General features: G+C 75.9%; 7 protein-coding genes. 6 read left to right on the top strand and 1 reads right to left on the bottom strand.

Annotated elements, in window-relative coordinates:
- Nucleotides 1–308 precede the first annotated feature (308 nt).
- Genes E9565_RS13260 through E9565_RS13235 form a run of 5 tightly spaced genes read left to right on the top strand, consistent with a single transcriptional unit; the run spans nucleotide 309 to nucleotide 5596 of the window.
- Nucleotides 309–1121 (top strand): CDP-alcohol phosphatidyltransferase family protein, encoded by an 813-nt coding sequence (locus tag E9565_RS13260; protein WP_236827442.1) that lies wholly within the window; start codon nucleotides 309–311, stop codon nucleotides 1119–1121.
- Nucleotides 1118–2320, top strand: a complete 1203-nt coding sequence (locus E9565_RS13255; protein WP_236827443.1) for a glycosyltransferase — start codon at nucleotides 1118–1120, stop codon at nucleotides 2318–2320. Before E9565_RS13260 ends, E9565_RS13255 begins: the two co-directional genes overlap by 4 nt.
- Nucleotides 2317–3060, top strand: coding sequence for a polysaccharide deacetylase family protein (locus E9565_RS13250; protein WP_236827444.1), 744 nt, complete (start codon nucleotides 2317–2319; stop codon nucleotides 3058–3060). The genes E9565_RS13255 and E9565_RS13250 overlap by 4 nt, the downstream gene beginning before the upstream one ends.
- Nucleotides 3061–3074: 14 nt before the next feature.
- Nucleotides 3075–4346, top strand: a complete 1272-nt coding sequence (locus tag E9565_RS13245) for a hypothetical protein (protein WP_236835415.1) — start codon at nucleotides 3075–3077, stop codon at nucleotides 4344–4346.
- Nucleotides 4343–5596 (top strand): O-antigen ligase, encoded by a 1254-nt coding sequence (locus E9565_RS13235; protein WP_304505784.1) that lies wholly within the window; start codon nucleotides 4343–4345, stop codon nucleotides 5594–5596. The genes E9565_RS13245 and E9565_RS13235 overlap by 4 nt, the downstream gene beginning before the upstream one ends.
- Before the next feature lie 159 nt (nucleotides 5597–5755).
- Here the strand turns inward: E9565_RS13235 and E9565_RS13230 are convergent, their stop codons facing one another.
- Nucleotides 5756–6958, bottom strand: coding sequence for a YveK family protein (locus E9565_RS13230; RefSeq protein ID WP_236835413.1), 1203 nt, complete (start codon nucleotides 6956–6958; stop codon nucleotides 5756–5758).
- A gap of 340 nt (nucleotides 6959–7298) precedes the next feature.
- Here E9565_RS13230 and E9565_RS13225 point away from each other — a divergent pair, with 340 nt between their 5' ends.
- Entirely contained in the window at nucleotides 7299–7757 is a 459-nt protein-coding gene (locus E9565_RS13225) for an adenylyltransferase/cytidyltransferase family protein (protein ID WP_236827447.1), read from the top strand.
- Nucleotides 7758–7843: the final 86 nt, after the last annotated feature.

The raw sequence follows: 7843 nt of genomic DNA, 5'->3' as shown, positions 1-7843 counted from the left end.
CGGCCCTGCAGGCGCCGGGCTCGGTGGGCCTGGCGGCCTACCTGTCGGGCAGCTCGAGCAGCCCGGTCGCCGTCCGGTTCGACGACCTGCAGGTCACCGTCGCGGAGTGACCCCCGGGGGGGAGGAGGGCACTGCTCTCATCCCCCCCCGGGCGACGTCCGACCGGGTGACCCGTGGGGGTGAGGGCGTCCGGCCAGCCCTCCCCGTGCCGTCCCGGCGCGTAGATGCTGGTCGGAGCGACGACCAGCGACCGTGCGGCCGCGCGGCCCCGTGCCGTCGGACCGGTCCGGCAAGCACAGGAGGCGGCAGTGGACGGCTCGGGGAACGCCCTCGCCGAGGTCGGGGGGACGCGGCCGGGGTCGACCCCCGCTCCCGGGCCGAGCCCGTCGGACGCCGCACCCCCCGGCCTGCGCGCCACGCTCCGGCGGCTGTCCACTGCCCAGAAGGGGGCGGCCGGGGCCCCGCTGTACTCACGCTTCGTCAACCGACCCGCCGGCCGCGTCCTCGCTGCGCTCGCCTTCCACGCGGGGCTCACGCCCAACGCCGTGACCGCGCTGAGCGCCACCGCCACCGCCACCGGGATCGCGCTGCTCGCCCTGGTACCGCCGTCGGTGCCCACGGGGCTGGCCGTGGCCGCCTGTCTCGTGGTCGGCTACGCCCTGGACGCCGCCGACGGCCAGCTCGCGCGGCTGCGGGGAGGCGGGTCGCCGGCGGGGGAGTGGCTCGACCACATGGTGGACGCCGCCAAGGCCTCGAGCCTGCACCTGGCCGTCCTCATCGGTCTGCACCGCTTCACCGACGTCGACGGCGCCCTGCTGCTCGTGCCGCTGGGCTACTGCGTCGTCGACGCGGTGACCTACTTCGGCACGATGCTCAACGAGGCGCTGCGGGCCCAGCACGGGGCGCCCACGCGGGCCGCGCCGAGCTCGCGGCCTGCCGGAATCGGCCGCTCGGTGCTCACCCTGCCGACCGACTACGGCCTGCTGGCCTGCATGTTCGTGCTCTATGGCTGGACCTGGCTGTTCGTCCCGGTCTACACCGCCCTCTTTCTCGCGGCCGGGGGCTTCCTCGCCCTCGCATCGGTCAAGTGGTACCGCGAGATGGGCCGGCTGCCGCGATGACCCGTCCACCCCTGCTGGTCGTGCACCCCGGGGCGGAGCTCTACGGCGCCGACCGCATGCTGCTGGAGTCGGCGGTCGCGCTGGCCGACCGCTTCACGGTCACCGTCGCCCTGCCCGGTCCCGGCCCGCTGACCGATGAGCTCGAGGCCCGCGGGATACGTGTCGAGACCTGCCCCATGCCGGTTCTCCGCAACTCCGCCCTGCGGCTGCGCGGCGCCGCCCGGTTGCTCGCCGATGCCGTCCGCGGCCTGGTGCCCGCCCTGCGGCTGCTGCGCCGGCACGGCGGTGCCGGCGTCTACGTCAGCACCCTCACCCTGCCGTCCTGGCCGCTGCTCGCGCGGCTGTGCGGCCGGCGTTCCCTCTGCCACGTGCACGAGGCCGAGCAGTCGGCCCCACGCCTGCTGCGCCGGGGGTTGGCGATCTGCCCGGTCCTGGCCGACCGCGTGGTGGCCAACAGCCGCTTCACCCTCGACGTCCTCACCGAGGTGGCGCCGCGGCTGCGCCGACGCGCCTCCGTCGTCCGCAACGCGGTGCGCGGCCCCGCCGAGGTCGTCGCGGCGCGGCCGCGGCTCGACGGTCCGCTGCGGCTGCTGTTCGTCGGCCGGCTCAACCCCCGCAAGGGTCCGCAGGTGGCGGTCGCCGCGCTGGCGGAGCTGACCCGCCGCGGCGTCGACGCCCGCCTCACCGTCGTCGGCGACGTATTCCCGGGCTACGAGTGGTTCTCCGACGAGCTGCGCGAGAGCGTGGCCGACGCCGGGCTCGGCGATCGGGTCGAGTTCCTCGGCTTCCACGCCGACGTCTGGCCCGACCTGGCCGGCGCCGACGTGGTGCTCGTGCCCGCGGTCGGTGACGAGTCCTTCGGCAACACCGCGGTGGAGGCGGTCCTCGCCGCCCGGCCCCTGGTGGTCAGCGACCACAGCGGTCTGCGCGAGGCCGCGGCCGGCTACGGCAGCGCCCAGGCGGTCCCCGCCGGGGACGCCGGCGCCTGGGCCGACGCGATCGCCCGCGTGACCACCGACTGGCCCCGCTTCCGCGAGGCCGCCCTCGCCGACGCCGCCGTGGCCCGGCGGCGCTCATCGCCCGAGCGGTACGCCGCCGAGCTGGCCGCCGCCGTCGCCGCGCTCGGCGCGCCCGTCCCGGCGCCCCGGGAGCTGCCCACGCCGGCCGAGCCGGCCACCGGATCGGGAGCCGTGGCATGAGCGCCGTCGTCAGCCGGGTCTCCGCACCGGCCGTGCTGATGTACCACTCGATAAGCGCCTCGGCCGCGCCCGACCCGCACCGCGTCCGCGTGCACCCCGACCGGCTCGACCGGCACCTGCGGCTGCTGCGCCGGCTGGGCCTGCGGGGCGTCTCGCAGACCGAGCTGCTGGACGCCGTCGACCGCGGGCAGGCGGCAGGACTGGTCGGCCTGACCTTCGACGACGGGTTCTCGGACTTCCTCACCACCGCCGTCCCGGTCCTCGCACGGCACGGCATGACCGCCACCGTCTACGTGGTCGCCGGTCACATGGGTGCCACGAACTCATGGGACACGGGCCCGCAGTTCCCGATCATGACCGCCGACCAGGTCCGCGCGGTCGCCGCCGCCGGGCACGAGGTGGGGAGCCACACCATGAGCCACGCCCGCCTCGCCGGTGCCGACCCGGTCACGCTCGCCGCCGAGGTGGTCGACAGCCGGCGGCTGCTGGAGGACGTCCTTCAGGCCGAGGTGCCGGGGTTCTGCTACCCCTACGGCTCGTACGACGCCGCGGCCGCCGACGCCGTGCGCGCGGCCGGGTACGGCAACGCCTGCGTCACCGGCGACTACGTGCCGGGCGACCGGTACACCCTCCCGCGCTGCTACGTGAGCCCCCGCGACACCGGTGCCCACGTCGTGGCGCGGCTGGCCCGGCACGCCGTCCGCATCCGCCGCCCCCTGCCCGCCGCCTCCGGGCGCTGACCGGCGGACCGGCCATGCGCTCCGTGCTCCCGTCCCTGACCGGCTTGCTGCGCCGGCGGGCGACCGCCGCCGTCGTCGGCCAGGCGACGATGGCGCTGGCCGGCCTGGCGCTGCAGGTCGCCGCCGCCCGGTTGCTCGGTGCCGGCGGGCTGGCTGTGTTCTCCCTGGTCTTCGGCGGGCTGGTGCTCGTGACCGCGGTGTGCAGCGGGATGGTGGGGGACTCGCTGACGGTGCTGGACCGGCACGACCGCGGGGTGCGCGCCGGCCTGCACGTCTGGACCGCCCTCGTGTCCGCCGCCGCCGGCCTGGCGGGGGCGGTCGCCGCGCTCGTCACCGACGTCATCCCGCTGTGGGCGGGGCTGCTGCTGGCGCCCGCGTGCGCCGCGTTCGTCGTCGAGGACACGTTGCGCAGGCTGCTGATGGCCACCGGCCGGTACGCCGCGCTGCCGGCCGTGGACGGCACCAGCCTGGTCGGCGCGCTCGCAGCGCTGGCGCTGTGCGGCCTGACCGGTCCGGTGACGCTCGGCTCGTTCGTCGTCGCCCTGCTGGCAGGGCAGGTCGCGGCCGCGGTCCTCGCGTGGGCGCTGCTCCCCACCGCGGAGCGGCCGTCCGGGCCCTGGCGTCGTCCCGCCCTGCGGCGCGTGGCCGACTTCGGCGTCTGGCGCGCCGCCGCGCAGATGATCCGGCCCGGTTCCCTGACCCTGCTGCGGGTGGTCGTCGTCGCAGCCGTCGGTGCGGCCGCGTACGGACCGGTGGAGGCCGCGCGCGTCTACACCGCCCCGATGCTGACCCTGGTCGCGGGTATCGGGTCCTTCCTGCTCCCGCACTTCGCCGCGCTCCGCGCCCGGCCCGTCCCCGACAGCTTGCGGGTGGCCGACCGTGCCGCTCTGGGTCTGGTGGGGGGCATCGCGGCGATCGGTGCCGCAGGTCTGCTGGCGCTGCCCTGGCTGGGCCCCCTGCTGACCGGCGGCGGTTACGAGGTGCCGGTCGTGGGCGTCATCGGCTGGACCCTCTACGCCGTCGCCGGAGCGATCCTGCTGCCCTACGCCTCCCTCGCCTCCGTCCACGGCCGGCAGCGCCGGGTCCTCACCCTGCGCTCCCTGGAGGTCGGGTCGCTGGCCGCCGTGGCGGCGCTGGTGGTGCTGGCGCCGGGTCAGGCGGCGTGGTCCCCGGCGGCACTGGCCGTCGGTCCCGTGGTCGCGGCCGTCGCCGTGCGTCAGTCGGTGGTCCTGCGCCTGGCGGACCCCACGGCGCGCCCTCCGGCGGGGCTGGAGGTTCCGGCATGACCCCCGGCACGCGGCCCCCTGGTCGGCGCATCGGCGGCGTCCCGGCGCGGCTCCAGGTCTGCCTGCTGCTGCTCGTGCTCACCACGGTGGGCTGGCGGCGCGGCACCTACTTCGCGGGCTCGGTCGACCCGGTCGTCGCCGCGAAGGCCGTGCTCAGCGTGGTGGCGCTGCTCGTTGCGTGGTCCTGTGCCCGGCGTCCGCAGCTGAGGGTGGGCACCGGGACGCTGTGGGCGCTGGGCCTGCTCCTCACCGCCTCGGTGCTCGGCGCCCTGACCCACGGTCCGCTGGTCGCTGGCGCCGTCGTCGCCGCCCGGGCGATGATCCTGGCCCTCACGGTCGTGCTCCTGCTGCGCTGCTGGACGGCGACGCAGTTCTTCACCGCCCTTGCGCACGCCTGCGCGGTGGTCGGCGGGCTGGCGGCCGTCACCGGGCTGCCCACGCTCTCCAGCGGCCGGCTCGCGGGGGGTGTGCCGGAGGTCGACCCCAACACGTTGGCGCTGCTCGCCTGCGTCGTCGTGCTGCACGCCGGGTGGCGGATCGCGGTGGGCGGCGGCGGGGCCCGATCCGGCGCGGTGGCCGCCGTGGCGCTCGGTGCCGTCTGGGCCACCGGGTCCCGCACGGCCCTGCTCATGCTGGTCCCGGCGCTGCTCGTCATGGCGCTGCACCTCCGCCGGGCCCGCGTCGGGCTGGTGGTCGGCGCGCTGCTGGCGGCGGCCGCAGCCACCTTCGCGGTGTTCCTGACCGACGTGCTCGGTGCGTTCCTCGAGCGGGACGGCGCCGGCACCAGCACGGTGCAATCCCGCTTCATCGCCTGGGACGCCGCCACGACCTGGGCCGATGACGCCTGGCAGCTCGCGTTCGGAGGGGGGCTGTCGGTCAAGATCATCCCGGTCAAGGGTCAGTACTGGACCGAGCAGCCGCTGGACAGCAGCTGGGTCTCCCTGCTGGTGCAGACCGGCCTGGTCGGCCTCCTCGTGGCGGGAACGTGGGTGCTCTGGACGGTGCGAGGGGTGCTCCGGGCACCGCGCTCGCACCGCGCGCTGTTCCTCGGGCTGCTGGTCTTCGTCATCGGCCGGAGCGTGCTGGAGAGCGGGCTGTTCGACGCGACACCGGAGTTCCTCGCCTTCCTCGCCGTCTCCTTGCTGGCCGAAGGCGGCTCCCGACGTCGCCTCACCGGAGAGGTGGAGGAGCGCGGCGCCGAGCCGGTGGTGCTCGGCGGTGGTCCGAGGACGGTCGCGCTCACCGGCTGACGGGGAGGGTGCGGGACCCGGGGAGCGGTCCGGTCCGGCCGCTCGCCAGGGGCCGGGACGGCGCAGCCCACCCGACCGCAGGTCGGGTGAACCCGGACGTGGGCGGGCCGGTCGGGGCAGCAGTCCCGACCGGCCCGTTCCTGCGTGCGGTCCCGGCGTTCAGCCGCGCCGGGAGCCGTTCAGCGCCGTCTGCCTGCCGGACGCGGCGACGGGGTCCGGCCTGGGCGTCGGAACCGGTGCCGCGCCGGACTCATCCGGGTGGTCGGCAGCCGGGCGGCCCTGCCCGTGGGGCAGGAGAGCGATCACCAGCGGTGCGATGCCGGCGGAGGCCAGCACGGTGCGCACCTCGCGGAGCTCCTGCTCGTCGACCCGTCCGGCCGCCACGACCAGGACCACCCCGTCGTGGCGCTCGGCCACGTGTTTCCAGACGCGCAGCGGGGCCAGGGGGTCGGCGACGTCCAGGCGGATTCGCGCCCCCCCGTCGCCGCCCGTGCCGAGTACGGACTCGCTCACGGTGGCGCTCAGGCCGCGGCTCCCCAGCACGTCGGCCACCTGTGCGGCGAAGGCGTGGGTGATGTGCTCCTGCGACGGCGCGGGTGAGAGCACCGCGACCCGCACCACGCGCTGCTCGGCGCGCAGCTCCAGCCGCCGGGCGAGGGTGCCGGCCGCCTGCCCGGTCAAGGCGCTGCGCCGGGCGCGACCGGAGGGTTGGGCGAGGAACTCCGTGGTGCCGTCGTCCTCCCCCCAAGCCCGGCGCAGGTCGTCCTCGGTGTGCAGCGTCGTGTCCGCCCGGCTCCGCACGACCGCGGCGGCCAGGCCGAGGAACAGCCCGGCGACGAGGCCGAGCGCCAGGAGGTGGAGCAGCACGGGGGACACCGGGGAGGTCGGGGCCACGGCGGGGTCGACGACGGTCAGGTGCACCGGCTCGTCCCCCGACGACGGGGTCTCCAGCGTCTCCACGACGTCGGCGAACCGCGTGGCGACGGCGTTGGCGATCGCTGACGCCTCCGATGCGTCAGGTCCGGTGACGGTGACGTGCAGCTGCGTGGTGTCCGCCGGGTTCGTCGCCGTCACCCGGGCGCGCAGGTCGGCCAGCGGCACGTCCAGGTCGAGCTCCTCGCGGACGGGGGCGAGCACGGCCTCGCTGGTCACGATGTCGGGGTAGCTCTTCACCCGCTGCTGCACGAACGAGGCGCTGTTCGGGATCGAGGGGGAGACGGAGGTGAAGACCGTGGAGCTCGCGGCGTAGGCCTTCGGGGTGAAGGCGAAGGCCAGGAGCCCGGCCAGCGCGCCGGCGAGCGTCAGCCCGACCCAGATCACCCAGTGGCGCCGCAGCGCGGCGAGGTAGTCCCGCAGTTCCATGTCATCCCCTGCCTGCCCGCGCGTCCGGGCGAGCGCTGGCGGGGCGCCCGCGGGGCGCGTCCCCCAGTCGGAGTGCCGAAGATATCCGCGGCCCGGGGCGCCGGAGCCCGCCGCGGAGGGCCCGTCACCCATCCGGGTGGGGACCTGAACCGTCCCTGCCGAGCCTGCCCCCGAAGGGGTGAAGATCGTCGCTGTCCTCACCAAGCGTGATCGAGCCCGGCTAGCTTTCCCGAGACCGCTGAGGTCGAGCGGCGCGCAAGTCGCGCGCGCATCACCGAGCGTGACCAGGCGCGCGTTCCCGTCCGGGGGGCGCGGCGCCACGGGAGGATCGGGGGGTCCCATGACGGTCATCGGCTACGCGCCGGGTGCCTACGACCTGTTCCACATCGGGCACCTGAACATCCTCAGGCACGCCGCCGACCACTGCGACCGGCTGATCGCGGGCGTCGTGTCCGACGAGATGCTGCTGCGGACGAAGGGGCGCGCCCCCGTCGTCCCTCTGGCCGAACGCATGGAGATCGTGAGCAGCCTGCGGTTCGTCGACGCCGTGCACGCCGAGGTCGTCCCCGACAAGATCGACACCTGGCGCGAGGTCGGGTTCGACGTCCTCTTCAAGGGCGATGACTGGAGGGGCACGCCGAGAGGCGAGAAGCTCGAGCGCGACTTCGCCGAGGTCGGCGTCCGGGTGCACTACTTCCCGTACACCATGCACACCTCGAGCACGCTGCTGCGCAAGGCGCTGGCCGCCATCGACGCGCAGGAGCCGGCGGGCCGCGCCGCCCGCGTTCGCACCTCCTGATCCGAGATCCGAGCGGGAGCGGCGCTCGGCCCTGCCGATTAACCTGGGACCCGGCCCCGCCCCGCACTGGGCGGCAGCGGTGCGGC

Origin of the sequence: Blastococcus sp. KM273129, from assembly GCF_021698995.1 — a bacterium.
Taxonomy (GTDB): domain Bacteria; phylum Actinomycetota; class Actinomycetes; order Mycobacteriales; family Geodermatophilaceae; genus Blastococcus.
Note: the sequence above shows the minus strand (reverse complement) of the source record. Positions and strands in the feature narration are given on the sequence as shown.

Coding starts and splice junctions, on each gene's coding strand:
- E9565_RS13250 (WP_236827444.1), top strand. CDS start 2,317: ATGAGCGCCGTCGTCAGCCGGGTCTCCGCACCGGCCGTGCTGATGTAC.
- E9565_RS13230 (WP_236835413.1), bottom strand. CDS start 6,958: ATGGAACTGCGGGACTACCTCGCCGCGCTGCGGCGCCACTGGGTGATC.
- E9565_RS13225 (WP_236827447.1), top strand. CDS start 7,299: ATGACGGTCATCGGCTACGCGCCGGGTGCCTACGACCTGTTCCACATC.
- E9565_RS13235 (WP_304505784.1), top strand. CDS start 4,343: ATGACCCCCGGCACGCGGCCCCCTGGTCGGCGCATCGGCGGCGTCCCG.
- E9565_RS13245 (WP_236835415.1), top strand. CDS start 3,075: ATGCGCTCCGTGCTCCCGTCCCTGACCGGCTTGCTGCGCCGGCGGGCG.
- E9565_RS13255 (WP_236827443.1), top strand. CDS start 1,118: ATGACCCGTCCACCCCTGCTGGTCGTGCACCCCGGGGCGGAGCTCTAC.